This is a genomic window from Allobosea sp. P2_A10, assembly GCF_056405115.1.
Genome location: NZ_JBFUCS010000015.1, coordinates 66,820 through 88,629 on the forward strand (window position 1 = coordinate 66,820; position 21,810 = coordinate 88,629).

23 protein-coding genes and 2 tRNA genes are annotated in these 21,810 nt (G+C 66.5%); 4 read left to right on the forward strand and 21 right to left on the reverse strand.

Translation table 11 applies throughout. The features are described 5' to 3' along the window. Positions 1 to 34 precede the first annotated feature (34 nt). From AC1DZY_RS19750 to AC1DZY_RS19770, 5 genes are all read right to left on the reverse strand, one after another. A complete protein-coding gene (locus AC1DZY_RS19750; protein WP_476821854.1) occupies positions 35 to 928 on the reverse strand; it encodes a metallophosphoesterase in 894 nt (297 codons plus the stop codon). 29 nt (positions 929 to 957) lie between these two features. Further along, a complete protein-coding gene (locus AC1DZY_RS19755; protein WP_476821855.1) occupies positions 958 to 1,239 on the reverse strand; it encodes a hypothetical protein in 282 nt (93 codons plus the stop codon). A 102-nt stretch (positions 1,240 to 1,341) separates the two neighbouring features. Beyond that, positions 1,342 to 2,721 (reverse strand): aspartate aminotransferase family protein, encoded by a 1,380-nt coding sequence (locus AC1DZY_RS19760; protein ID WP_476821856.1) that lies wholly within the window; start codon positions 2,719 to 2,721, stop codon positions 1,342 to 1,344. A gap of 118 nt (positions 2,722 to 2,839) precedes the next feature. Further along, positions 2,840 to 4,306: an amidase family protein gene (locus tag AC1DZY_RS19765; RefSeq protein WP_476821857.1), complete on the reverse strand. Its 1,467-nt coding sequence runs from the start codon at positions 4,304 to 4,306 to the stop codon at positions 2,840 to 2,842. Continuing rightward, positions 4,303 to 4,704 (reverse strand): MarR family winged helix-turn-helix transcriptional regulator, encoded by a 402-nt coding sequence (locus AC1DZY_RS19770; protein ID WP_476821925.1) that lies wholly within the window; start codon positions 4,702 to 4,704, stop codon positions 4,303 to 4,305. The genes AC1DZY_RS19765 and AC1DZY_RS19770 overlap by 4 nt, the downstream gene beginning before the upstream one ends. Positions 4,705 to 4,908: 204 nt before the next feature. Here AC1DZY_RS19770 and AC1DZY_RS19775 point away from each other — a divergent pair, with 204 nt between their 5' ends. Further along, positions 4,909 to 6,537, forward strand: a complete 1,629-nt coding sequence (locus tag AC1DZY_RS19775) for a long-chain-fatty-acid--CoA ligase (protein WP_476821858.1) — start codon at positions 4,909 to 4,911, stop codon at positions 6,535 to 6,537. Between the two features lie 7 nt (positions 6,538 to 6,544). Here the strand turns inward: AC1DZY_RS19775 and AC1DZY_RS19780 are convergent, their stop codons facing one another. Continuing rightward, positions 6,545 to 6,958, reverse strand: a complete 414-nt coding sequence (locus AC1DZY_RS19780; RefSeq protein ID WP_476821859.1) for a DUF3617 domain-containing protein — start codon at positions 6,956 to 6,958, stop codon at positions 6,545 to 6,547. Positions 6,959 to 7,074: 116 nt separating this feature from the next. On the opposite strand from AC1DZY_RS19780, the gene AC1DZY_RS19785 reads away from it, so the two are divergent. Continuing rightward, positions 7,075 to 7,851, forward strand: coding sequence for a DUF1499 domain-containing protein (locus AC1DZY_RS19785; RefSeq protein ID WP_476821860.1), 777 nt, complete (start codon positions 7,075 to 7,077; stop codon positions 7,849 to 7,851). A 169-nt stretch (positions 7,852 to 8,020) separates the two neighbouring features. Here the strand turns inward: AC1DZY_RS19785 and AC1DZY_RS19790 are convergent, their stop codons facing one another. Further along, positions 8,021 to 8,935, reverse strand: coding sequence for an MBL fold metallo-hydrolase (locus tag AC1DZY_RS19790; RefSeq protein ID WP_476821861.1), 915 nt, complete (start codon positions 8,933 to 8,935; stop codon positions 8,021 to 8,023). Positions 8,936 to 9,050: 115 nt separating this feature from the next. On the opposite strand from AC1DZY_RS19790, the gene AC1DZY_RS19795 reads away from it, so the two are divergent. After that, positions 9,051 to 9,677: a biotin transporter BioY gene (locus AC1DZY_RS19795; protein WP_476821862.1), complete on the forward strand. Its 627-nt coding sequence runs from the start codon at positions 9,051 to 9,053 to the stop codon at positions 9,675 to 9,677. Between the two features lie 99 nt (positions 9,678 to 9,776). Here AC1DZY_RS19795 and AC1DZY_RS19800 read toward each other — a convergent pair whose 3' ends face one another. Next, positions 9,777 to 9,908 (reverse strand): hypothetical protein, encoded by a 132-nt coding sequence (locus AC1DZY_RS19800; RefSeq protein WP_476821863.1) that lies wholly within the window; start codon positions 9,906 to 9,908, stop codon positions 9,777 to 9,779. 149 nt (positions 9,909 to 10,057) lie between these two features. Beyond that, positions 10,058 to 10,134 (reverse strand) — tRNA-Pro (locus AC1DZY_RS19805). Positions 10,135 to 10,305: 171 nt separating this feature from the next. Here AC1DZY_RS19805 and AC1DZY_RS19810 point away from each other — a divergent pair. Continuing rightward, positions 10,306 to 10,380, forward strand: a tRNA-Gln gene (locus tag AC1DZY_RS19810). Positions 10,381 to 10,659: 279 nt separating this feature from the next. On the opposite strand, the gene AC1DZY_RS19815 is transcribed toward AC1DZY_RS19810, so the two are convergent. From AC1DZY_RS19815 to AC1DZY_RS19870, 12 genes are all read right to left on the reverse strand, one after another. Further along, positions 10,660 to 11,256 (reverse strand): hypothetical protein, encoded by a 597-nt coding sequence (locus AC1DZY_RS19815; RefSeq protein WP_476821864.1) that lies wholly within the window; start codon positions 11,254 to 11,256, stop codon positions 10,660 to 10,662. A gap of 43 nt (positions 11,257 to 11,299) precedes the next feature. Further along, a complete protein-coding gene (locus AC1DZY_RS19820; protein WP_476821865.1) occupies positions 11,300 to 12,121 on the reverse strand; it encodes a MipA/OmpV family protein in 822 nt (273 codons plus the stop codon). A gap of 78 nt (positions 12,122 to 12,199) precedes the next feature. Continuing rightward, entirely contained in the window at positions 12,200 to 13,579 is a 1,380-nt protein-coding gene (locus AC1DZY_RS19825) for a sigma-54-dependent transcriptional regulator (RefSeq protein WP_476821866.1), read from the reverse strand. Beyond that, entirely contained in the window at positions 13,576 to 15,300 is a 1,725-nt protein-coding gene (locus AC1DZY_RS19830) for a sensor histidine kinase (protein ID WP_476821867.1), read from the reverse strand. Before AC1DZY_RS19830 ends, AC1DZY_RS19825 begins: the two co-directional genes overlap by 4 nt. A gap of 42 nt (positions 15,301 to 15,342) precedes the next feature. After that, positions 15,343 to 15,765, reverse strand: a complete 423-nt coding sequence (locus AC1DZY_RS19835) for a DUF2147 domain-containing protein (protein ID WP_476821868.1) — start codon at positions 15,763 to 15,765, stop codon at positions 15,343 to 15,345. Position 15,766: 1 nt separating this feature from the next. Further along, entirely contained in the window at positions 15,767 to 16,165 is a 399-nt protein-coding gene (locus AC1DZY_RS19840; RefSeq protein WP_476821869.1) for an EamA family transporter, read from the reverse strand. Further along, complete coding sequence (locus AC1DZY_RS19845) at positions 16,162 to 17,331, reverse strand: GNAT family N-acetyltransferase (RefSeq protein WP_476821870.1); 1,170 nt, start codon at positions 17,329 to 17,331, stop codon at positions 16,162 to 16,164. The genes AC1DZY_RS19840 and AC1DZY_RS19845 overlap by 4 nt, the downstream gene beginning before the upstream one ends. Further along, the gene (locus AC1DZY_RS19850) at positions 17,328 to 18,119 is read right to left on the reverse strand and encodes an alpha/beta hydrolase (protein ID WP_476821871.1); all 792 of its coding nucleotides are present in this window, start codon (positions 18,117 to 18,119) and stop codon (positions 17,328 to 17,330) included. The genes AC1DZY_RS19845 and AC1DZY_RS19850 overlap by 4 nt, the downstream gene beginning before the upstream one ends. A 63-nt stretch (positions 18,120 to 18,182) precedes the next feature. Further along, complete coding sequence (locus tag AC1DZY_RS19855) at positions 18,183 to 18,542, reverse strand: EamA family transporter (RefSeq protein WP_476821872.1); 360 nt, start codon at positions 18,540 to 18,542, stop codon at positions 18,183 to 18,185. After that, entirely contained in the window at positions 18,539 to 19,465 is a 927-nt protein-coding gene (locus tag AC1DZY_RS19860; protein ID WP_476821873.1) for an arginase family protein, read from the reverse strand. The genes AC1DZY_RS19855 and AC1DZY_RS19860 overlap by 4 nt, the downstream gene beginning before the upstream one ends. Positions 19,466 to 19,480: 15 nt before the next feature. Beyond that, on the reverse strand, positions 19,481 to 20,935 hold the full coding sequence (locus tag AC1DZY_RS19865; RefSeq protein ID WP_476821874.1) for an aspartate aminotransferase family protein: 1,455 nt from the start codon (positions 20,933 to 20,935) through the stop codon (positions 19,481 to 19,483). After that, positions 20,928 to 21,620 carry an MtnX-like HAD-IB family phosphatase gene (locus tag AC1DZY_RS19870; protein ID WP_476821875.1) on the reverse strand — a complete coding sequence of 231 codons (693 nt, stop codon included), beginning with the start codon at positions 21,618 to 21,620 and terminating at the stop codon, positions 20,928 to 20,930. The genes AC1DZY_RS19865 and AC1DZY_RS19870 overlap by 8 nt, the downstream gene beginning before the upstream one ends. Between the last annotated feature and the right edge of the window lie 190 nt (positions 21,621 to 21,810).

A 21,810-nucleotide genomic window follows, 5' to 3' on the forward strand; every position in this document is an offset into this window, starting at 1 on the left:
GCGGCGCAGATCCGGGGTCCGTCATATGGTTCCGTCAGCCCAGTTCCACGAGCACGATCTCGGGCGGGACCCCGAGCCTGACCGGCACCTTGCTCGTCCCGATTCCTCCGGACACGATCAGGTCGCGCCCGTTCTCGCGGACATGGCCATAGGCGTAGCGGTTGCCATAGCGCGACGGCACGACTGGGGACCAGCCGAACAGTCTGATCTGTCCGCCATGGGTATGGCCCGACAGGGTCAGCGCGACGCGTGCCGGCATCCGCGCGAAGGCGTCCGGCTCGTGGGCCATCATGATCGCCGGGGCGCCGTCATCGGCGATCTGGGCCATGGTCCCCGCGAGATCGTCGACGCCGTAGCGCCTGCGCTGCCTCAGCGTCTCGAAGGCGATCTGGTCGCCCAGGCCCGCAAGCCAGAGCGGACCCGCGGCCGTGTCGAGCTTCACGGCCCGGTTCTCCAGCATCGGAATACCTGCAGCTTCGAGCGCTCGCCCGACCGCCGTCGGGCCGCCCTGGGCCGCGAGCGCCGGCTCGTCATGCCACCAGTCATGGTTGCCGAGGATCGCGAAGACGCCGTCGCGGGGGCGCAGCCTCGCCAGTTCGCCCGCCCATTCGGCCATGGCCGGATCGTTGGGCGCGCGGTCCCGGCTCGCGACGAAATCACCCAGCAGCAAGGTGAGGTCGGGCTGCAGTGCGTTTGTCTGCGCGACGATCTCCGCCGTGCGCGCGATGGTCATATAGGGGCCGCCGATATGCAGATCGGACAAAATCGCCAGCCTGAGCTTTCGCCCTGCCGGCCAGTCCTTCGGGGTCAGGCCATAACGGGTGACGCGCTGATGGGCGGGCTCCCACCCGGCGGCATAGCCGCCCGTGCCGAAGCCGGCCAAAAAAAGACCGGCGAGAGCCTGCGTGACTCTGCGCCGGTCAATCATTTTGGGTCTCGAAACGAAGGCTCAAGCGATCAGTCGTCGAAGTCGTTGCGAAGGACACCGGCAAGCCGGGATGGTTTATCCTTCGCGCTCTCATCCAACGCGACGGGAGCACGTCTTGTTCCAGCAGCAACCGCGGCAATTGCGATCGGACGGAACCACGAGGCATAGGCGTCCTTGGCCGAGGCATCGTGGAAACTCGCGGGGTTGATCGTCTTGCGACGGGGGCTGAGTACGGACATGGCTCCTGACATCTCGATCGTGGAAAATCCAGCACTACAAGCCGATGGTTCCTGGCCACCGACGACGATCAAGATGCAGGGCAATCCTGCCCGTCCAAGGGCGCGATCGTGATGTCTTCATGTCGATTTGTGTACGGCCGTAACCGGCCGCCACAATTCATCGACGAGGCGCGCTCAGGCCGCGAGCAGGCCTTCGGCCGTGGCCCAGTCGAGCGTCTTGTTCAGGGCACGCTCATAACGGTCGAACATTTCCTCGATCTGCGCCTCCGTGATGATCAACGGCGGGCAGAAGGCGACGCGGTCGCCCATGGCCCGGGTGATCAGGCCTTCCTCCTGCGCGAAGGAGACCGACTTGGCGCCGACGCCCTTCTTGGTCTCGAACGGAGCCTTCGTCAGTTTGTCCTTGACGAGTTCGACGCCACCGATCAGGCCGACGCCGCGCGCCTCGCCGACGAGCGGGTGCTCGGCCAACCTGTCAAGGCGCTTCAGGAAGGTCGGAGCGACCTTGCGGACATGCTCGACGATCTTGTCGCGCTGGTAGATTTCCAGCGTCTTGACCGCGACCGCGCAGCCGACCGGATGGCCGGCATAAGTGTTGCCGTGGCCGAAGACGCCGATCTTGCGGCTCTGGTCGACCAGGACCTCATAGACGCGCTCGTTCATCATCACGGCGCTGAGCGGGAAATAGGCCGAGGTGATCTGCTTGGCGCAGGAGATGGTGTCGGCGGCCATGCCGTAGGTCGTGGTGCCGAACATGTTGCCGGTACGGCCAAAGCCGGTGATGACCTCGTCGGCGATCAGGAGGATGTCGTATTTCTCCAGAACCGCGTTGATCTTCTCGAAATAGCCGTCCGGCGGGATGATCGCGCCGCCCGCGCCCATTACAGGCTCGGCGATGAAGGCGGCGACGGTGTCGGGCCCCTCGCGCAGGATCATCTCCTCCAGCTCGGCGGCCATGCGAGAGGAGAAATCCTGCTCGGTCTCGCCGGGCTCGGCGAAGCGGTAGTGATGCGGGCAGGAGGTGTGCAGGATGCCGGGCAGCGGCAGGTCGAAATCGATGTGGTTGTTGGGCAGGCCGGTCAGCGAGGCCGAGGCGACGGTGACGCCGTGATAGCCCTTGAGCCGCGAGATGATCTTCTTCTTCCGCGGCCGGCCGAGCGCATTGTTCATGTACCAGACGATCTTGACCTGGGTGTCGTTGGCGTCGGAGCCCGAGGCTCCGAAGAAGACCTTGGAGATCGGAACCGGCGCGATCTCCTTCAGCTTCTCGGCGAGCTCGATCGCCGGATCATGGCTCTTGCCGCCGAAGATGTGGGTGAAGGGCAGCTTCTTCATCTGCTCATACGCGGCCTCGACCAGCTCGTCGTTCGAGTAGCCGAGCGAGGTGCACCAGAGGCCCGCCATCGCCTCGATGTATTCCCTGCCGCTGGAATCATAGACGAAGATGCCCTTGCCGCTCTCCAGCACGAACGGGCCAACCTCGCGATGCACGGCGAGATTGGTGTAGGGGTGGACGAGGGTCTCGATGTCGCGGACGGCGAGGTTGGACAGCATCGCTCAGGCTCCCGGTCTTTATGAAATCCTGATGCGACCATAGCCCGGCCGCAACGCAAAAGCTGAGCGATTTTCCTGCAACGCAGCGCAGACTCTGCTGCGTGTCGGCCTGCCGCCGTCAGGATGTTGAGGCAAGGCCCGGCGGGGCGCGATATCCTGCGCCGAGGCGCTCCAGCATCGCCGCGACGGCGATCGCTGTACGGTCCTCGCCCACGCCCGCGACGATCTGCACGCCGAGCGGCAGCCCCGCCTGCGACAGCCAGACCGGGGCGCTCAATGCCGGCAGATCGGCGCCGGTCGCCAGCGAAGCCCAGAGCAGGAAATCGAGGTAGGGGCGGGGTTCGCCGTTCACGATCAGCCGCCGTGCATGGATGTCTGGGCCGTGATCGTGCGGAATCGCGGCGACGGGGGCGGGCGGGCAGAGCAGCACGTCATGGTGTTGGAAAAAGCTCGCCCAGCGTCGCTTCAGCGCCAGCCTCCGCTGCGAGACCTGCTGGTAGAGCCCCGGCGTCATACGGGCGCCGCGCGCCTGCAGCGACTGATGCGACAAATCGTTGGTGCTGTAGCTGGAGGCTTGCGCCTGGATGCGGGCGCGCACCTTCGGCGGCAGGCCATAGGCGACGACGGCGTGGTTCAGCAGCGCATAGACCTCGAACGCCTCCTCGAAGCGCAGCGAGGGGCGGGCCGTCTCGTCGACGATCGCGCCGGCGGCCCGCAGCAGTTCCGCAGCCTCCCGCACTGCCGCCGAGACCTCGGCATCGACCGGCGCAAACGGATCGTCGGCCCAGAGCGCGACGCGCAGGCCTTTTGGCGAGACGCATCGCGGCGCGGTCAGGGCCGAGCCGGGCATCGCGGCGTCGCGCGGGCCGGCCAGCACCGGCAGGATCAGGTCGAGATCCCCGGCCGCGCGCGTGATCGGGCCGGCCACCATCAGATCGACATTGCGCGGGGTGCGGCGCTCGGGCGGCGGCGGGATCGAACCCCAGGTCGAGACCAGCCCCCAGCTCGTCTTCAGGCCCAGCACGCCGCAGGCATGGGCCGGCCAGCGGATCGAGCCGCCGAGATCGGAGCCGAGCTCGAAGGCGGCCATGCCGGTCGCAACCACTGTGGCCGCGCCGCCAGACGAGCCGCCGGGCGAGAAGGCCGCGTTCCACGGGTTGTTGGTCACGCCATGGGCGGGATTGTAGCTCTGGAAATCGCCGGAGAAGACCGGGACGTTGGTCTTGCCGATGATGACCACGCCGGCCGCCCGCAGCCGGGCCACGGCGGCCGCGTCCTCGTCGGGCAGGCGCGCGCGATAGGCCGGCAGACCGCCCGAGGAGGGCAGGCCGGCGACGTCGAAGGCGTCCTTGATCGTGATCGGCAGCCCTTCGAGCGGGCGCGCGGTGCCGTTTACGAGCCTTGCGTCGGACGCCTGCGCCATCATGCGCGCGGCGTCGCGATCCTGCGCGACGATGGCGTTGAGGCCGGGGTTGAGCGCGTCGATGCGGGCAAACGTCGCTTCGAGCAGTTCGCTTGCGGAGAATTTGCGCGCCAGCAGCGCTGCGCGCAGGCTCGTCGCCGAGGCGGTGAGGTCGATCGTCATTCTGCGTCGACGGCCCGCGCCAGATCGCGCCAGGCGAGCACGAGGCGGTCGAGTTCGGCGAGATCTCGGCCGGGCAGCCGGCCAAGCGTCTGCGCGACGAAATCGCGCTGGGCGGCGATGCCGGCCTCGGCCAGCCTTCGCCCTTCCGGCGTCAGGTGCATCGCATAGGAGCGCCGGTCCCCGGCGATGGCGCGCCGCTCGACCAGGCCGGCCTGAACGAGGCGGTCAGCGAGACCCGACACATTACCCTTGGTGACATAGAGCCGCTCGGCCAGTTCGCTCTGGCTGATGCCCTCGCGCTCGGTCAGGGTCGAGAGCAGGTCGAATTGCGGGATCGAGAGGCCGAGCGCCCGGATGCGCGAGGTCATCTGGCCGAGCATGCGCTGGTGCAGCCGCATGAAGCGGAACCAGACGCGGTCGGGCTCGGCGGTGTCGCCGCCGGGGGCAGGTAGGGAGGCTGACACGGGCTTCTGGCTCTCCGGCGCGATAGATACGACCTAAACCATTCGTCTGGTTCAGGCGAGCCCCGCTTTCATCCGCGCGCCGCTTGGCGCTATCGTGCCGGCAACAAGACTTGAAAAGACATATGGAGAGAGACGCCCATGCTCGGCTTGATGCAGGACTGGCCGCTGCTGCTGCACCGGATCATCGACCATGCCGCGATCCAGCATGGCGGGCGCGAAGTCGTCAGCCGCGCGGTCGAGGACGGCTCGCTCAGGCGCACGACCTATGCCCAGGTCCGCCAGCGCGCCCTCAAGGCCGCCAAGCGGCTGGAGCGCGAGGGCGTCAAGGCCGGCGACCGGATTGCGACGCTGGCCTGGAACAGCGAGCGCCATCTCGAGCTCTGGTACGGCATCACCGGGATCGGTGCGATCACGCACACGGTCAATCCGCGACTCTTTCCCGAGCAGATCGCCTGGATCATGGATCATGCCGGCGACAAGATGCTGTTCCTCGACCTGACCTTCGTGAAGCTCGCCGAGCAGTTGCAGGACAAGCTGCCGAGCGTCGAGCGCTACGTCATCCTGACCGACGCCTTCCATATGCCCGACACCTCGCTGAAGGGCGCGATCCCCTATGAGGACTGGCTCGCCGAGGCCGATGACGATTTCGCCTGGGCCGCGTTCGACGAGAACACCGCGGCAGGGCTGTGCTACACCTCGGGCACCACCGGCGGCCCCAAGGGCGTGCTCTATTCGCACCGCTCGAACGTGCTGCACGCGCTCGCCTGCGCCGCGCCCGATTTCCTGAGCATCTCCTCGCGCGACACGGTCCTGCCCGTCGTGCCGCTGTTCCATGCCAACAGCTGGTCGCTGGCCTATTCCGCGCCGATGACCGGGGCCAAGCTCGTTATGCCCGGCGCGAAGCTCGACGGACCGTCGCTGATGGAATTGCTGGAAGGAGAGGGCGTGACGCTGACGGCCGCCGTGCCGACGGTCTGGCTCGGCCTGCTGCACCATCTGGAGACGACAGGTGCGCCGCTGACGAGCCTGAAGCGCGTCATGATCGGCGGCTCGGCCTGTCCACGCGCGATGACCGAGACCTTCGAGCGCAAATACGGCGTCACGGTCTCGCATGCCTGGGGCATGACCGAGATGAGCCCGGTCGGCTCGTTCTGCTCGGTCAAACCGCCTTACGCCCATCTCGAAGGCGAGGCGCTGCTCGACCTCAAGATGAAGCAGGGCCACCCGCCCTTCACCGTCGAGTTCCGCCTGACCGACGATGCAGGCGACGACACGCCTTGGGACGGCAAGACCTTCGGCCGCCTCAAGGTCAGCGGTCCGGCGGTCTCAAAGGCCTATTTCCGGCGCGAAGACGAGAACATTCTCGACGACAAGGGCTTCTTCGACACCGGCGATGTCGGCACCATCGACGAGCACGGCTATTTCCAGGTCACCGACCGCTCCAAGGACGTGATCAAGTCCGGCGGCGAATGGATTTCCTCGATCGATCTGGAGAACCTCGCCGTCGGTCACCCCGATGTCGCCGAGGCCGCCGTGATCGGCGTCGCCCATCCGAAATGGGACGAGCGGCCGCTGCTGGTGATCGTGCCCAAGCCAGGCAGGACGCCCGGCAAGGACGAGATGCTCGCCTTCATGACCGGCAAGATCGCGAAATGGTGGTTGCCCGACGATGTCGTGCTGGTCGAGGCGATCCCCCATACCGCCACCGGCAAGATCCAGAAGATGGCGCTGCGCGAGATGTTCAAGGATTATCGGCTGCCGGGGTGAGAAAGCCTCAGGGGCACGGGCCCTTGCGCTGGCCCTTCGTGACCATCACCCGCTTCGGCGCATCCTCGATGAGCATCGTCGTGGAGCCTTCATAGCTCGCGCCGGCATAGGTCATGACCGAGGTCAGGCTGGTGCCGTCGCAATCGGTCACGATGGTGACGCGCTGCCCTTCGACCTTGAGGTCCTTCAGCGTGCATTTGTTTTTGGCGTTCTCGGCATCGAGAAAAGCCTTGATCTCGGCCAGCGTGCCATTGGCGCTGCGGCCGTCCTGCGCGGTCACGCAGATGTCATTGGCGGGGCCGACCGGCGTTGCGCCGATCGTGGTCGTCACTGCCCAGAGCCCGGGTTGAAGCCGCTCCTGAGCCTGCGCGACGCTCCAGGCTGCAAGGAAACCGAACATCACGATCGCTGCGCGCTTCATCCGACAGGTCCTTCTATCGACTTATGGCGATACTCTAGGGCCGGCCCGACGGCTTGGCGAGGTCGATGGCCGTTCCGCCCTTGCCTTCCAGCAACCGTAGAGTCACCTAGACGGCCATGCATCGTCGTCTCGTCTTCGAGGAGCCTGTCTCGCGCGCCGCGCTCTGGAGCCGGCGGCTGGCGTGGTTTGCGCTGGCGGTGCTGCTGCTGGCCGCGCTGGTGTTCCGGACTTCCGAACCGAGTTTGCAGGGGCTGGCGCCGATCGCCGGAGCCTATGCCTTCGTGCTGCTGGCGCTGCTGCTGGCGGTCGCGGCGTTCCTGCGGATATGGCAGTCGGGCCATCGCGGCGTCGGCATGGCCGCGCAGGCCTTCCTGCTCTGCGTGCTGATGCTGCTGCCGGTCGGTTACGGCGTGTTCAAGGCGGTGACGCTGCCGGCGCTGACCGAGGTCTCGACCGATATCGACGACCCTCCCGCCTTCAGCCGTTCGCGCGTCGCGCTCGATGCGCGCAGGGGCCGCGTGCCGCCAGATGTGCCGGCCGAGCGCCGGCGGGTGCAGCGTCAGGCCTATCCCAAGGCGGTGCCGATCGTGCTGGAGATTCCAGCCGAGCTGGCCTTCGATATCGCGCGCAAGGCCGCGCTCAATCGCGGCTGGCAGGTGCTGGAATCGTCGCGGCCGGGCGGGCGCACCGGGGCGGGGCGGATCGAGGCCGTGGCCCGCACGCGCGTGCTGCGCTTTGCCGACGACATCACGATCCGGATCAGGCCGCGCGTCGATGGCAGCCGGATCGACATCCGCTCGGCCTCGCGCATCGGCGGGCATGATTTCGGCGCTAACGCGGCGCGGATCGCAGGCTTCGCCGAAGAGGTCGAACTGCTGAACGAGGCGCGCTGAGATTCGGGTTGTCGAACTGCTCCCGTTCGGCCGTCATCCTGGACAAGCGGGCAAGCCGCGCAGATCCGGGATCCATCGTAGAGCACAGTCGTTCCCTTACGGTGGATCCCGGCGCTCCGCTGCGCTGCGGCCAGGATGACGGCGCTGCTTGCGAGCGGAATAGCAAGCGTCAGATGCGCCGGTAGCGACTTGCCAGTTGCGGCAACGGTTCGTCGCAGGCCACGACGCCGCGCAGGACAAGGTCCTCCAGCTGCGCCAGCACCGAGAGCGCGGCCGCGCCATGCAGCGCCGGGGCCAGCCCCTGATAGATCGCCGGCACCATCGCGGCGATGGTCTCGTCGCCGGCCGCGAGACGGTTGAGGATCGCCGCCTCGCGCTGGCGGCGGTGCTGGACCAGCCCGCGCAGGAAAGCCTGGGGCGAGGTCACCGGGCCGCCATGGCCGGGCCGATAGAGCGCATGCTCCATGCCGCGCAGCTTCTCGACCGAGGCCATATAGGCCGCCATCGAGCCGTCGGGCGGCGCGACGATCGTGGTCGACCAGGCCATGACATGGTCGCCTGAGAACAATGTCGCCTCCTCGGCCAGGGTGAAGGCGAGGTGATTGGCGGTGTGGCCGGGCGTCGCGACGGCGCGCAGGCTCCAGCCGGGGCCCGACACCGCGTCGCCGTCGGCCATCTCCTGCTCGGGCGCATAGTCGCGGTCGGCGGCGGCGTCGAGCCGGTTGGTCTCGCCCTCAGCCAGTTCGCGGCTGGCGCGGTGGGGGCCGCAGCCGACCACGGTTGCGCCCGTCGCGGCCTTGAGCGCGGGCACGGCCGGCGAATGGTCGCGATGGGTGTGCGTCACCACGATATGGCTGACGGTTTCGCCCCTCACGGCCTCGACGAGGCGCGCGACATGGGCCGGGTCATCGGGGCCGGGGTCGATGATCGCCACCGTGCCGCGCCCGACGATGTAGCTGCAGGTGCCGGTGAAGGTCATCGGCCCGCCATTGCCGGCGATGACGCACCGGACCAGCGGCGACAGCTGCGCGATCTCGCCTGGCTGCGTCGTCGCGCTCCTGTCGAATTCGATCTCGTCGCTCATGCGTGGCCTCGTGTTCGGGTCTGCCCGTTTGCGCAGCTTGTGGGGCTTTGCCGCATTTCCTATAGACGGGGAAGATGGTCGCGCGCAGCGATCCTCCCGAACAGGACGAACGCGAATGGCCGAGATGCTCCCCCTTCAAGCCCCCACGCTTGCACACGCCGCGCTGCCGGCCGTATCGGGGCCTCGCGCCGCGATGCTGCGCAATGTCGCGCTCGCCGTCGCCGGCAGCCTGCTGATGATCGCCGCCGCCAAGATCAAGGTGCCGTTCTGGCCCGTGCCGATGACGCTGCAGACGCTGGCGGTTCTCGCCATTGGCGCGGCCTATGGCTCGCGGCTGGGCTCCGCGACGGTCGCGCTCTACATCGCCTATGGCCTCGCCGGCCTGCCTGTGTTCACCAATACGCCGCCGGTCGCGGCCGGGCTGTTCTATCTGATGGGGCCGACCGGAGGCTTCCTCGTCGGTTTCGTGCTGGCGGCATACGTTGCGGGCTGGGCGGCTTCGCGCGGAGCTTCGCTGCTGCGGCTGGCTTTGGGGCTGATCGCGGCCGATGCGCTGATCTTTGGCCTGGGCTTTGCCTGGCTGGCGCTTGGCGCGCAGATGACGGGCGGCGCGACCGGCGTCGGCTTCGCCAAGGCCTTCGCCTTCGGCGTGCAGCCCTTCCTGCTCGGCGACGCCCTCAAGCTCGCCCTGACGGGCTGCGCCGTCGCGGCCGGCTGGTCGCTGATCGAGCGTCGCGCCTGAGGTTTTCGCAGGCCTGACAGGCACGCATTCAAGACTAAAAAAGCCGGGGGAAACCCCGGCTTTTTCATGCCTCGCCGGTCAACCCGGCAAATGCGCGGCTCAGCCTGCAGGCTTGGTGTCGGTGCAGCTCTTGGGCAGTCCGAAGGGGCGCAGCGTATCGCCGCATTTGTCGCAGGCCGACAGCATGGTCGCCAGGCCGAGGATGGCGAGAAGAGACAAGGCGCGTTTCATGGTCGGTTGCGACTCCTGATTGTCGAAGCAAGCTTACAGGCGGCATTCGCCCTTCGCCATGGCTGAAATGGCGATGTCCGCGTCGCTGCCGAGAGGCTGAAAATTATGCGAGGCGCGGCAACCGGGAACCGCCAACCTCTTGAAACCAATGGTCGGAGTGGCAGGATTTGAACCTGCGACCCCTACGTCCCGAACGTAGTGCGCTACCAGACTGCGCTACACTCCGATCAACTGGTGGCCGGCTTATAGCCAGCGCCGCGCTGGTGCGCAACAGCGCGCTTGGCTTGCCGCGACGAATTCCTGCCGCCCCCCATTTCCAGCCGGCTGCCGGATTCCCGCGCCTCCCGCCGGAGCAGGTTGCACAAGGTCGCCACGCGTTCTAGAAGGCGCGGCGCATTGGGGCGTCGCCAAGTGGTAAGGCAGCGGTTTTTGATACCGCCATTCGGAGGTTCGAACCCTCCCGCCCCAGCCACGCATTCCGCCTGAACCGTAGATTTGGTCAGTCCGACATTTCTCGCGGTAGTGTCGGGGGGTGGCGGGCGAGGCCGGTCTGGCGACGCGCGACGGGCGGCTAAACCAGGGTGCTCAGCCGCTTTCTGCGTGACGGTCTGGGCCGCCCCTTTTTTCAGTTCCGCGGGAATATCGCCGAGACCGGTTCGCAGGCTTGTCGCCGCAGACAGGTTCGACAGATCGGCCGGACAACAAAATGCCCGCCACAAGCGGCGGGCTGGTTCACGTCCTGTCGCAAGCGTCAGTGAACGAGGATGCGGCTGTCCTCGCTCGCCCAGTCATGGGGCAGGGCAGCGGTCAGCCGGCTGATGGTGAGGTTGGCTGGTGCGGTGCCGTCGGCAATGGCGCGAATGATTTTTGGGGAGAGGCACGCCAGGGGCAGCAGCTTGCGGATATTGCGTTCGCCGACGCCTTCGCGAAGCGCGATCTCGTCGGTCGATGCCATCGAACGGTCGATGAGCCGGGTCATCCAACGCCTTGCCCTTGCAATCATCGCCAGGATCGCCTCGGCCGAGTCGTGATCGAGCCGGGGCTTTTGCGTGGACTGATGCGCGATGCCCTTGCGGCGGCCCTGAGGCTGCCAGGCGAAGGGAACGCTGATCGTGCTGGGCTCGCCGATATCATCGGCAGTTTTCAGCTCGATCAGGAGAGAATTGCGGTGCAGCGTGACGCGCTCGATCCGGTTTGGGATCGGAGCTGCCGCTGACACGGCAGCCTCGATCTCCGGCGCGGAGATTCGGGCAATCGAGCCGGCCCGCGCCTTGCGATATTGGATCAGCGCTTGCGAGACATAGTAGCGATAGCGCGCACCCTTCTTGCGGGAATGGCTCGGGGTCATCCGGTTGCCGGCATCGTCATGCAGGGGGCAATTCCGCTGAAAATCAACCGCCCAGCTTGAATGAATAGGTCGCGCCCAGGCCGAAGCTGACCTGGTCGCGCTGCCCGAGCACGCGGACGATGGGTGAGTGATCGGCGTCGCTCAGTAGGCGCTCATATTTGGTATAAACCGTGGTCTTCCATGTCGGTGACCATTGATAGTCGAGCGCCACGCCGACGCCGGCCGACTTGACGCCGCCCGTCGCCTTGAACGGCGTCAGCCGGCTATTGGCAAGCGCCTCGCCGGGCGAGACATCGAAGTTCCGACGCATGAAAGCTGTGTCGCCGAGCGCAAGACGCGGGCCGCCGGACAGCGTGAAGGCATCGAATTTTTCGACCCAGTCGGCCGAAAAATCCGCGACGACGCCGTGATGACCATGAAATCCCTGCCGGATCTCGACGCGCGTGCGCAAACGGTTCTGGATCGGCCAGAATTCGGCGAAGGCGCCGGCCTCGATCGTCCAGGGAACATCCCTCAAGCCGGTAAGCTTGCGATCGGTGCCGCTATAGCGGCCCGCGCGAAGGCTGGCCACCGGCCCGAAGCTGAAAACCTTGTTGTCGAAGACGGCATAGTCGAGACCGTCATCGGGAGCGCTGAAACCGGCCTCCTCGTTGGCGCGACGCCAGCTCAGCGACGGCAGGCCCGAGAAACCGGCCTTGCCGGCGCCGTCGTATTTGGGGCCGATCTGTCCCGACCCGCCCAGGGAAACGACCCAGGCGGAGGCCGGTTCAGCCGAAAGCAGCGCCGGGGCCGGCTCGGCCGCCATGGCGCCGCCAAACGCATGCACGCTTCCGATCAGGGCAAGGGCCGTCTTCGAACGCAACAACAGCGGAACTCCATCCAGCCTCATGCGCGATCCTTGGCACGATCGGCGCGATGCGCCAATGCCTCTTGCGCGAAACCGCTATTCCGAAGCAAGCCGGCCGACCTTGATGCCAAGCTTCTTGATGCGGTGCCACAGGCTCCGATCGGCGACACCGAGCAGTTGCGCGGCCTGAACCTGCTTACCGTTCGTGCGCCGGAGCGCTTCGAGGATAAAGCGCTTCTCGATGCGTCTGAGTTCGGCGTCGAGATCGGATGGCAGTGTGTCGCGCTCACGCAGGCGCGTCGTCGCCTCGAACAGGTCGCGCGGCAGATCGGGGACGTCGATGATCGGAGAGCGTGCGACGATGACCGCGCGTTCGACGCAGTTCTGCAGCTCGCGGATATTGCCGGGCCACGAATAGTTCGCCATTGCCGAGAGCGCCCCGGGCGTAAAGCCAGTCACACGCTTCCCGACGCTTTCGGCCAGAACGCCGAGGAAGTGGCCAGCGAGAATCGCGATGTCCTCGCTGCGCTCGCGCAGGGCCGGAAGCTGGATCGGGAAGACGTTGACGCGATAGAACAAGTCCTCGCGGAACTGGCCTGCGGTGACGGCCTGACGCAGGTCGCGATGCGTCGCGGCGATGATGCGGACATCCACCGTCTGGCTCTGATTGCCGCCGACCGGCTCGAAGCTGCGCTCCTGAATCGCGCGCAGAAGCTTGGCCTGGATCGCGACAGGCATGTCGCCGATCTCGTCGAGGAACAGCGTGCCGCCGTCCGCGGCGCCGAAACGGCCGATCCGGTTGGCGAGCGCGCCGGTGAACGCCCCCTTCACGTGACCGAAGAGTTCGCTCTCCAGCAGCGCTTCGGGGATCGCCGCGCAGTTTACGGCGACGAAGGGGCGCTTGCGCCTGGGGCTGTTGAAATGGATCGCCCTGGCAACGACTTCCTTGCCCGTGCCGCTCTCGCCGCTGAGCATCACGGTCGCCCGCGTCTCGCAGACCTCGGTGACCTGTTCGATCACTTTTCGGAACGGCAGGCTGCTACCGATCAGGTTCTCGAAGCTGTAGCGGCCTTCGAGCTCGCTGCGCAGACGGTCGTTGTCGCGCATCACCTCGTTGAGACGCAGCGCCCTGCCGATGGTCGCAGCGACGTCCTCGATCTCGAACGGCTTGGCGATATAGTCGAATGCACCTTCCTTGACGAGCTCGACCGCGTCTCGGACCGTAGCGAAGGCGGTGATGATCACCACCGGGATTTCCGGCCAGCGCTGGCGCACCTCGCCCATGAGCGCGCGGCCATCCATGCCCGGCAGCCGCAGGTCGGTCAGGACGAGATCGACCTGTTCCTGATCGAGAAGCGAGAGCGCCCCTTTGGCGCTGTCGGCGGCAAGGGCGCGATAGCCGAGATCCTGCAGCGCAGCCGTCAGGACGTCCGCGAGCCGGACCTCATCGTCGACGACCAGGATCGTCGGAGTCATGTCGTGCCTTCGGTGCGGACGCGGGGAAGCGTCAAGGTGAAGGCCGCGCCTTCGCCTTCGACGCTGGTGCAGCAGACCGTGCCGCCATGAGCGACAGCAACCGACTGGACCTTGGCAAGACCAAGGCCGGTGCCCTTGGTCTTGGTGGTGAAGAACGGGTTGAAGATCTGCGCGATGACCCTGGCGGGGATGCCGCCGCCATCGTCGGCGACCGTCAGGACCGCTTCGCCTCCGGTAGCGGCGAGCCTAACCGCGATGCGGCCGCCTTGCGGCATGGCGTCCATGGCGTTGAGCACCAGATTGAGGCAGGCCTGATGCAGCTGGTCGGGATCGCCCGAGATCATGACGCCCGAGACCTCTTCCACGACGTCCAGGGCGATCTCGCGTCTTGCCAGTTCGGGTGCGGCCAGGAAGCCGACCCGGTCGACCACCGAACGCAGCGGGAAGACGGTCTTGCTCGGCTCCTTGGGCTGGGCGAAATCGAGAAAGTCGCGCACCAGCGTCTCGATCCGGCGGACCTCGTCGATGACGTAACCCAGCATGCGATCTTCAGACGGGCCGAGCTTGGCGCGATTACGCACGACCTCGGTCGAAGTCTTGATGATGCCGAGCGGATTGCGGACCTCGTGGGCGATCACCATCGCCGCCTGGCCTAGCGCCGAAAGGCGATCGCGGCGGCGCAACTCCTCCTCCAGGGCGTGAACCTTCTCCAGCTGCTCGGCCATCACGTTGAAGCCCGTGGCCAGCTCGGCGATCTCGCGGCCGCCGCGCGCGGGCACGCGCTGATGGTACTCCCCGGCGGTGATCGCGCGGACGCCGCGCGTAACGGCCTGCAACGGCCGCACCAATATGCCCGACATGGCTGCCCCGACGAGGATGGAGAGGGCGCTGCCGAACAGGAATATCCCGACAAAAAGGCGCCAGCGACCGATCTGCTCGAAGAATCCCTCCCGGGCGGCCAGGCCGATGAAGGCGACCGCGACGAGATCCCCATCGACGCCGCGAAAGCCGGTATAGACGGCGCGATAGCCGCCATCATCGGCCTGCCGGTCGAAGATCGTCTCGACGCCGGCCGCGAGCTTGTCGCGGATGTCTTGCGGCACGGGCCGCGGCGGCGTCGCCCCCGGATGGGTCAGCAGGATCGGCGAAAAGCCGTTGCCGGTGTCGGCGAACAACCGGACATCCAGCGAAGTCACCACCTTGATGCCCCCGAGATAGGTATCGTCGAGCCAGGTCCCGACGAGGATATGCGCCTTGCGGCCCCGAACCTTAACAGTCTGGACGGCGCCGGCCATGATGTAGTGCTGGCCCTCGGTGGCGATCTGGAAGATGCCGCGGCGCGTCTCCACCGGCATTTTCCCGGTTATCGTGAACGGCCTGGATTCGTAGAGCTTTTCTTCATTGTCGGTGTAGATCGCGATGAGGTCGTAGCCGACCGAGGCCAGGATCGCGAGATCCTTCTCGATGATGGCGGGGTGCCTCAGTTCGTCATCCGTCGCGCTGTCGAGCCGCTGTGCGATCACGCTGGCGACGCGCTGGGCCTCCTGCGTCGCCTCGCGCACCTCGAGCTTGAAGAAGCGCGAGGTCTCGCCCAGCCATTGCTCGACATTGCTCTCGAAGGCGTTCGAGATCAGCCGCGCAGCGACATAGGCCGATGCCAGCATCGCCGGCACGCTGACGAGCAGGAAGCCGATGACGAGCCGCAACCTGAGCGTGGTCATGCGAACCCGCATCACGCTGGCCTCGCGATCACGGAGCGTGCCTCACGGGCGCCTCGTCCAGATGTCGTCATCGCAGATCAACCCGCCCATGACGCAGCCCTTCACCGATAGCGTCGTCTTCGACCGCAACTCAAGCGTCGTCTTGTAGCTACGTCCATCCTCGGGATTGTAGCCCTCGCCGCTCAGGGTCGCAGCCCCCTGATCGGGCCTGAAGCCCGAGAGCACGCGCAGGCCCATCAGGGAGCGGTTGCGCAAAGCCGGATCGGGATTCGACTTGTCGGCGCGCGGCTCCTTCAGCCAGACGATCGCGCCGCACAGGGCCGGGCCGCAGCGTGCGATCTCGATCTCCGATTCGCCGTCGGAATCGCGCCAGCGCCCGATGATGTCGGAGATCGGGTCGGCGCGCACCGGCCCGACGATCGCGGCAAACGCGAGCGAGGCGGCCAAAAGCATGCGAAGGGTCATCTCACTCTTTCTCCTGCGAGCCGAGCGCCACGACGCCGGCGACGATCAGGGCGATGCCGCAGGCGCGCGTCAGGTCGATGCGCTCCCCCAGAACCGCCCAGGCGAGCAATGGCACCGTGACATAGGCCAGCCCCGTCATCGGAAAGGCGCGGCTGAGCGGCATCATGCGCAGGATCGCCATCCAGACGACGAAGGTCCCGGCATAGCCGAGCGCGGCGAGCCAGACGCCGGGCAGGGTCAGCGCGCGGGCGATCATGCCCAAGCCGAAATCGAGATCGCCGAGCTGATCGGCGCCCCATTTGAAGGCGAGCTGCGTGAAGGTGTCGAGCGCGATGAAGGCGCCCCAGACCGCGAGCGTCCGCCAGGGAAAGGCCTTCTGCGCAATTTGGATCTGGCTCATGCGGCGCTCCGCTCTTGTGCGGCGCGATACGCCCTGAGCTCGGGATCCAGACGATCGAAAGCGAGCAGCGGGCTGATCGATTTCAGCGCCCAGTTGAAAACCGGCTGGCGGTGTCGGAAGAAGATCGCCGACGGCACGAGCCGGCTGCCGAAGCGCAATTTCGAGGCATAGGCCGTCTGCCCGCTCTGCAGCTGCGCGATGCCGTTGGCGAGACAGAAGCGGACATTGGCCATCCAGCTGACGGCGTAGAGATTGTGCTCGCGCGCCAGCGGGTAGCGCATGCCCAGAAACTTGTCGATCAAGCGACCGGGCTCGATCAGCAGCAGGTTGAAGGCGGCGAGCGTATCGCCGACCCAGTAGAGCGCGAACACGGCGGCATCGCCGAGCGCCTGCGAGACCGCGGCGAAATAGCCCGGCGGCAGCACCTCGAGATCGCCATAGTCGAGGCCGCTCTGCGCCCGCGTCGATTCGTAGAGCGCCGCGATCTCGTCCTCGATGCCGGCGATCGAGCAGCACATCTCGATGCGAACGTCCTTCGCTTTGGCGAGCTTGCGACGGATATCCTTGCGCGTCGCCGGCGACAGCGACGACAGATAGTCGGCCTCGTTGGCGAACGGCAGGTCGAGCACCGCGACCGGCAGGCTGCCGAGCCTTGCGAAACCATCCCCGGCCAGGCTTTCGCCAAAAGCCTGCGCGTCCGACGGCGACAGATCCTTCCAGGCGACGAGATGAGCACCGACGGCGCGCCCGCGTTCGGCCAGCGTCGCGCGCATGATGTCGAAGGTCGCGCGCCGCTCCGGCACGGAGAGACGCGGCGCGAAGCCGAGATGGCAGCGTTCGGCATAGGGCGAGCCGATGCAAAGCACCTTCAGCACCGCGAGGCCGGGCAGGCGCCGGGCGAGCTGCTCAGCGACGGCGCGCAGCCTGCCCTGCAGCGGCGTGTCGAGCCGGTAGTCCAGCTGGAAGAACGGCGCGACCGCGACCATGCCGGCCTCGTCCGCGACGCAGGCCGCGCCGATCCTGACGCCGATTCCGCTGGCGGCTGCCATTGCCTCGCAGGCGGCGTAATAGGCGTGGCTTTCGGCGTCGTCGGCGAAGCAGGCGTCCCAGCCGCGCGGCTCGATGTCGACGATGCTGGCGGCGACGATGCCGCGCAGCCCGGTCATTCGGCCGCGACGGCGTAGACGGTGCCGTTCTCCCGGGCGCCTGCCGCGAGCCGCCGCGCCAGCCCGAGCGAGCGGTCGATGACGACGTCGCGCTGCCGGTCGATGGTGACGAGATGGTAGCTGTCGTCGAGCACGACGGTGTCGACGAGGCCGCCGAGGCCGCGCTGGATATGGATCGCGTTGGAGAGACCCGCGACATCGTCGTGACGGGCATGGACGATCAGGGCGGGCTGCATGATTGCGCCCATGTTGCGCTTCACCTCGGCGATCAGCCGCCACATCTCGCGCAGCGCGCCCGACGGGGTGCCCAACAGGCCAGCCTCGGCGCTTTCGCCGCGCCCCATCGCGTGCACGATCATGGCGCGGATGCGCTCGTCCTTGATGCCGAAAGGATGGCGCTCGACGAAACGAAAGCGCCGGCCGATCGGCGTGTCGATCAGGAGCTTGAGCAGGAAGGAATACCAGGGGATCGACCAGCCATCATACCAGAGCGTGGGCGCATAGAGCGCCAAACCCTGGACATCTGCCGGACGCCTGCCGGCGATGTGCATCGCCATGACCGCGCCCATCGAGAGGCCGCCGACGATGACCGTGTCGCAATGGGTCCGGAGCTGGTCGAGCGCCGTCTCGACGCTTGCCGCCCAGTCCATCCAGGTCGTGGCTAGCAGATCGTCTTCGCTGCCGCAATGGCCGGCGAGCTGCGGGCAATGCACGGTATGGCCGGCGCGGTGCAACGCCCTGGCGACGAGGCGCAGCTCAACCGGCGTACCGCCGAGGCCGTGAATCAACAGGAACCCGGTCCGGTCACCGGAGAATCGAAGGCTGTGATCGGCGGGCGGCACGGGCGTTCCTCAGGTGGTGCGGGCGACGACGACAACGCCCAGCGTGATCAGGAGCGCACCCAGCCATTGCCGGCGGCCGACCGGCTCCTTGAGGAAGAGGGTGCTGGCGAGTGTCACGCCCAGAAAATTCAGGCTGGCGATGGGAAACGCGACGGAGAGCGGGACTTCAGCCAGGATGCGCAGCCAAACGAATATCTCGACGACATAGATCATGACGCCGCCGGCAATCCAGGCCGAGCCGAACAGGGCTTTCGCCATGTCGCGCATCCGCGCCTCGGGCAGAGCGTCGGCGCCGCGCTTCAGGCAGATCTGGCCGCCGACGTCGCAAAGGACGGACACCGCGAACCACAATGCAAGCGACGGGCTCATCTCAGAACCTTCTCGAAGCATTCGAGCAGGGCCGCGTTGACCCGTGCGTTCACGGCGAGATCGTCGGGGGTTGGCGAGGGTCGGTCCGGATGGTCGAAATAGGCCAGCGTCGCCCGCAGCGGATCGGAGAAGACAGCCGACGAATAGTCGCCGCAAACGTCGATGCCGACGATCTCGCAACCGGCCGCCAGCCGCTCGACCGCACTGAGCAGACGTGGGAGCGGCATGTCGCCCTGGTCCCAGTTGGTCGTGGCGTCAGCCCGATCCAGCACGTCCTTGTCGATGGTGATCCAGATCGCTTTGGTGGGCAGCCCGTCGATCAACTCGTCGAGAAAATCGTCCCAGCGCTCATCGGCGAGGTTGCGCCAGTGCAGATGGCCGCCTTCCTGCCGGTGGCAGGCGCCGTCGCGATAGCGGCCCCAGATCCGCGAGGGCGCGTGCCGCCAGGGATAGAGTTCGATGCGTCCCTCCGACAGGGCCGGCAGATTGGCGAATTGCAACTCGGGCCGGACGAGGTCGTCGCTGCACGGCCCAAGCGTCACGACGCGCCGGACATGGGGCAGTTCAAGCGCCCGGTTGACCCAGGCGCCGCAGTTGAAGGTCGGCGGGAAGCGCACCCAGTCCGGGTGGTTGTCGAAATGGATGACGCTGACATCGCGGTCGAGACCGGCGAGCAGGCCGGCCGTGACGTGGTGGAAGTCGCCGGAGCCATAGAAGGTCACGCAGGGTTCGTCGTCGGGCGCCGCGTTTTCGCGCAGACGCCCGACGAAGATGTCCATGGCCTTGCGGGTCGCGAGGATCCGCAGGGAGGACGCAAGATCAGTGGCATCGATGCGGGCGGCGGCTCCCGCATCGATGCGCCGGCGCAGCGGCTCCTGAGCCGCGACGCTGCCGTCGAGATCGATCACGCGCAGATGCACCATCGATCTCCCGGGCAATCAGGCTTTGGCGACGCGGGTGAACAGCTGGTCAAGCAGCGTGATCGCCAAGTCGATCTCGGCATGGCTCATGGTCAGGGCCGGTGCGAGCGTGATGACGTTCTTGTGGTAGCCGCCGATGTCGAGCACGAGGCCATAACGCTTTCCGCCCACCACGAGATCGGCCTTCATGCCTTCGTCGCACATCAGATCGACGAGGCGCTTGGACGGCGTGTAGCTGTCATGGGGCTCACAGATCTCGATGCGCAGGGCCATGCCGAGCCCGTCGACGTCGCCGACGATGGCGTGGCGGCGCTTCAGCTCCTCCAGCCCTTCCAGGAAATAGGCACCCTTCTCCATCACCATGGTCTCGTAGTCGTCCTCGGCCATCATCTTCATGGCCTCCAGTGCGACGGCGGTGCCCAGCGGATTGGCGTTGAAAGTCGAATGCGTCGAGCCCGGCGGGAAGATCGTCGGATTGATCAGCTTTTCCTTGGCCCAGACGCCAGACAGCGGGTTCAACCCGTTGGTCACGGCCTTGCCGAAGACGATGATGTCGGGCGTGACGCCGAAATGCTCGATCGACCAGAGTTTCCCGGTCCGGTAGAAGCCCATCTGGATCTCGTCGACCACCATCAGGATGCCGTGGTCGTCGAGTACTTTCTTCAGCCCGATGAAGAAGTTCTTCGGCGGGATGACGTAGCCGCCGGTGCCCTGCAGCGGCTCGACATAGAAGGCGGCATATTCCGCCTGACCCGTCTTGGGATCCCAGACGCCGTTGTATTCGCTCTCGAAGAGACGGGCGAACTGCTGCACGCAATGCTCGCCATACTCCTCCTTGCTCATGCCCTTGGGGCCCCGGAAATGGTAGGGGAAGGGAATGAAATGGGCGCGCTCGCCGAAATGGCCGAAGCGGCGGCGATACCGGTATGACGAGGTGATCGCGGACGCGCCCAGCGTGCGGCCGTGATAGCCGCCCTCGAAGGCGAACATCAGGCTCTTGCCGTTACTGGCGTTGCGCACGAGCTTGAGCGAATCCTCGACGGCCTGGGCGCCGCCGACATTGAAGTGGACGCGGCCCTTCTCGCCGAACTTGGCTTCGGCATCCTGCGCGATGAGCGCGGCGAGTTCGATCTTCTCGCGATGCAGATACTGGCTGGCGACCTGCGGCAGCGTGTCGATCTGGCGCTTGAGCGCGTTGTTCAGGCGGCGGTTGGCGTAGCCGAAATTGACGGCCGAGTACCACATCTGCAGGTCGAGGAAGCGGTTGCCCTCGTCGTCGAACATGAACGAGCCTTCGCAGCCCGAGAAGATCTTCGGGAACTGCGTGTAGTGGACCGTGTCGCCATGGGAGCAATACTGCGCTTCGAGCGCGAGCAGGCGGGCCTGTTCGTCCTTGTGGCTCGATTGGGGCTTCGCCGCGATCTCGGCCCGCGGGGCCCGGGCCGACAGAACGAGGGTGGTGCCGTCATCCATTGATCATGTCCTTGGTCTCGAGACGCGTCGCGACGGGGACACCCGCGCGAAGCAGATCCTCCAGAAGGCTCACGGCCTCGGAGAAATCGGTGAAAGGCTGATGAGGCAGGCCGTTGTCGCGGCAATGTGCGATCAGGCCCGCCTTGGCGAAGACGCGGTCGGCCTGCGCGGCGACGCAATGGTCGGATTTGCCATCACCGACCAGCAGGGTCAGAGGGCGATGCAGGCTGCTTGCGACGGCGCATTTGCAGGTGCCGCTCGCGCAGTCGCCGCTTGCGGCGGCGTGGGGCGAGGACAGCAGCCAGCGGTCGCCACCCACCGGTTCGAGGTGGTTGGCGACGATCGGCAGGTGACCGAGGCCGACCCGCTTGAGCACCTGCCTGATCGTCAGGTCGAGGCCGTCCGAGACGACGGTGAGCGGAACGTCGTAGCGCGCGCAGAGACGCACGAAGGACAGGAAGCCCCAATCGATCTCGATGCCGGCGATAAAGGCTTCGAGATCGTCAGGCGTGACGCGCAGCAACTCGACCTGACGCCGCATGCATTCGCTCGACCCGATGCGGCCGGCAATCCAGTCTTGCTCGATTTCCTGCCATTCAGGCAGCGCGAACCGTTCGAGAATCTGGTCGGTGGTATCGCGGCGCGTGATCGTGCCGTCGAAGTCGACGATAGCCTGCCATTCCATTCCAGAAGCCCGATCCGCCATTGTCACGGAAGCACGGATGGCAAGGCACGTGCCAGCAGACAACGTATTGAAAAATCTCGCTATTTCTGAATTCTACCCTCCTGCGTGGCACAATTTCCTGAAGGTTCCATCAAAATTTGGAGGTCGTTTGTCGAGGGTTGACCGGTCCTGCGCCTGCGCGCGAGGCGTT

Excerpts from the sequence above, each read along its gene's own strand:
- AC1DZY_RS19765 (WP_476821857.1), bottom strand. The coding sequence starts at position 4,306 with ATGACGATCGACCTCACCGCCTCGGCGACGAGCCTGCGCGCAGCGCTG.
- AC1DZY_RS19760 (WP_476821856.1), bottom strand. The coding sequence starts at position 2,721 with ATGCTGTCCAACCTCGCCGTCCGCGACATCGAGACCCTCGTCCACCCC.
- AC1DZY_RS19780 (WP_476821859.1), bottom strand. The coding sequence starts at position 6,958 with ATGAAGCGCGCAGCGATCGTGATGTTCGGTTTCCTTGCAGCCTGGAGC.
- AC1DZY_RS19770 (WP_476821925.1), bottom strand. The coding sequence starts at position 4,704 with ATGCGGCTGCACCAGCGCATGCTCGGCCAGATGACCTCGCGCATCCGG.
- AC1DZY_RS19870 (WP_476821875.1), bottom strand. The coding sequence starts at position 21,620 with ATGGAATGGCAGGCTATCGTCGACTTCGACGGCACGATCACGCGCCGC.
- AC1DZY_RS19835 (WP_476821868.1), bottom strand. The coding sequence starts at position 15,765 with ATGACCCTTCGCATGCTTTTGGCCGCCTCGCTCGCGTTTGCCGCGATC.
- AC1DZY_RS19860 (WP_476821873.1), bottom strand. The coding sequence starts at position 19,465 with ATGGTGCATCTGCGCGTGATCGATCTCGACGGCAGCGTCGCGGCTCAG.
- AC1DZY_RS19750 (WP_476821854.1), bottom strand. The coding sequence starts at position 928 with ATGATTGACCGGCGCAGAGTCACGCAGGCTCTCGCCGGTCTTTTTTTG.
- AC1DZY_RS19815 (WP_476821864.1), bottom strand. The coding sequence starts at position 11,256 with ATGACCCCGAGCCATTCCCGCAAGAAGGGTGCGCGCTATCGCTACTAT.
- AC1DZY_RS19795 (WP_476821862.1), top strand. The coding sequence starts at position 9,051 with ATGGCCGAGATGCTCCCCCTTCAAGCCCCCACGCTTGCACACGCCGCG.
- AC1DZY_RS19830 (WP_476821867.1), bottom strand. The coding sequence starts at position 15,300 with ATGACCACGCTCAGGTTGCGGCTCGTCATCGGCTTCCTGCTCGTCAGC.
- AC1DZY_RS19785 (WP_476821860.1), top strand. The coding sequence starts at position 7,075 with ATGCATCGTCGTCTCGTCTTCGAGGAGCCTGTCTCGCGCGCCGCGCTC.
- AC1DZY_RS19840 (WP_476821869.1), bottom strand. The coding sequence starts at position 16,165 with ATGAGCCAGATCCAAATTGCGCAGAAGGCCTTTCCCTGGCGGACGCTC.
- AC1DZY_RS19775 (WP_476821858.1), top strand. The coding sequence starts at position 4,909 with ATGCTCGGCTTGATGCAGGACTGGCCGCTGCTGCTGCACCGGATCATC.
- AC1DZY_RS19800 (WP_476821863.1), bottom strand. The coding sequence starts at position 9,908 with ATGAAACGCGCCTTGTCTCTTCTCGCCATCCTCGGCCTGGCGACCATG.
- AC1DZY_RS19865 (WP_476821874.1), bottom strand. The coding sequence starts at position 20,935 with ATGGATGACGGCACCACCCTCGTTCTGTCGGCCCGGGCCCCGCGGGCC.
- AC1DZY_RS19825 (WP_476821866.1), bottom strand. The coding sequence starts at position 13,579 with ATGACTCCGACGATCCTGGTCGTCGACGATGAGGTCCGGCTCGCGGAC.
- AC1DZY_RS19845 (WP_476821870.1), bottom strand. The coding sequence starts at position 17,331 with ATGACCGGGCTGCGCGGCATCGTCGCCGCCAGCATCGTCGACATCGAG.
- AC1DZY_RS19790 (WP_476821861.1), bottom strand. The coding sequence starts at position 8,935 with ATGAGCGACGAGATCGAATTCGACAGGAGCGCGACGACGCAGCCAGGC.
- AC1DZY_RS19855 (WP_476821872.1), bottom strand. The coding sequence starts at position 18,542 with ATGAGCCCGTCGCTTGCATTGTGGTTCGCGGTGTCCGTCCTTTGCGAC.